General features: G+C 68.4%; 2 protein-coding genes. Both read left to right on the top strand.

What is annotated here, in order from left to right:
• The coding region (locus EQG76_RS08680) for a lipid II flippase MurJ (RefSeq protein ID WP_200840664.1) at positions 1 to 417 on the top strand (417 nt) is incomplete at its 5' end.
• A gap of 68 nt (positions 418 to 485) precedes the next feature.
• On the top strand, positions 486 to 1,481 hold the full coding sequence (gene trpS, locus EQG76_RS08675; protein ID WP_159712494.1) for a tryptophan--tRNA ligase: 996 nt from the start codon (positions 486 to 488) through the stop codon (positions 1,479 to 1,481).
• The last annotated feature ends 108 nt before the right edge of the window (positions 1,482 to 1,589 follow it).

Raw genomic sequence — 1,589 nt, 5'->3', positions numbered from 1 at the left:
GCCACCCTGTTCGCCCGGGGCGATCTGCGGACACCGCTGGTCGGGGCGGTGGTGGCGCTGGCGGTCAACCTCGCGGTGGGCCTGGCCACGCTCGACAGCCTCGGCCATCTGGGGCTGGCGATCGCGGCCAGCCTGTCGAGCTGGGCCAATCTCGCGGTGCTGGTCCGCCGGATCGGCCGGATCGAGGGCCGCGCCTTTTCCCGGCGGACCAAGTTGCGCGCGCTGGGCGGGCTCGCCTGTGCCATCGTCGCGGCCTCGGTGGCGGTCCAGTCGCTGCGCGAGATGCAGCATCTGGAGCCGCCCATGGCGCTCGGCGGTGCGATCCTGGTGGCGGGGCTGGCCTTCTTCGGCATGGCTGCGGTGGCGCGCGTGGTCCGGCCGCAGGAACTCGTCGCACTGTTCCGGGACCGAGCTTGACGCATCGGCCGGGAGCCGCCATCCAACCGCGCTCGACCGTCCGAAAGTCCCGCTACGAAGGCTCGTCCATGCCCGGCCGCATCTTTTCCGGCGTCCAGCCGACCGGCGCCCTGCATCTCGGCAACTATCTGGGCGCCATCCGGCACTGGGTCCGTCTGCAGCAGGACTACGAGGCGATCTACTGCGTGGTCGACCAGCATGCGATCACCCTGCCCCAGGATCCCAAGGAGCTGAAGGGCGCCATCCGCGAGGTCGCCGCGGCGCTGATCGCCTGCGGCATCGACCCGGGCCGCTCGATCCTGTTCAACCAGTCGACCGTCCCGGCCCACGCCCAGCTCGCCTGGGTGCTGATGTGCCAGACGCCGATCGGCTGGCTGAACCGGATGACCCAGTTCAAGGAGAAGGCCGGCAAGCAGCGCGACAACGCCTCGGCCGGCCTTTACACCTACCCGGTGCTGATGTCGGCGGACATCCTGGCCTACAATGCCACCCATGTACCCGTCGGCGAGGACCAGAAGCAGCACCTGGAGCTGGCGCGCGACACGGCGGGTGCCTTCAACCGCCAGTTCGGCATCGAGTTCTTCGTCCTGCCCGAGCCGATGATCCTGGGCGAGGCCACCCGGGTTATGTCGCTGCGCGACGGCACCAAGAAAATGAGCAAGTCGGACACGTCCGACTACAGCCGCATCAACCTGACCGACGATGCCGACACGATCGCCCAGAAGATCAGGAAGGCGAAGTCCGACCCGATCGAGGGGATGAGCTACGACGTGGCGGGGCGCCCGGAGGCGTCCAACCTCCTGACGATCTATGCCGCACTGGCCGACCAGCCGCGCAGCCAGGTCGAGGCGGAGTTCGCCTCGGCCAATTTCTCTGCCTTCAAGGGTCGGCTGGCCGAGCTGTGCGTCGAGAAGCTCTCGCCGATCACGGGCGAGATGCGCCGCCTGCTGGCGGATCCAGCCGAGATCGACCGGATCCTGGACCAGGGTGCCGAGAAGGCCGATGCCATCGCCGGGCCCATCCTCCGGCAGGTGTATGATATCGTCGGCTTCCGGCAGGCCTAAGCCTTCCAGCCGCCGCACGGCGCGCCATGTGTTGCGGCAGCTTCCGTTTCACTCCAAGGATTGATGATGGCCGTCTCCGATCCCTCCATTCCTGCCAGGCGCCCGCTC

It is taken from the genome of Geminicoccus flavidas (genome assembly GCF_009806515.1).
Taxonomy (GTDB): domain Bacteria; phylum Pseudomonadota; class Alphaproteobacteria; order Geminicoccales; family Geminicoccaceae; genus Geminicoccus; species Geminicoccus flavidus.
The sequence above is the reverse complement of the archived record's forward strand: the minus strand, read 5'-3'. Positions and strand labels throughout refer to the sequence as shown.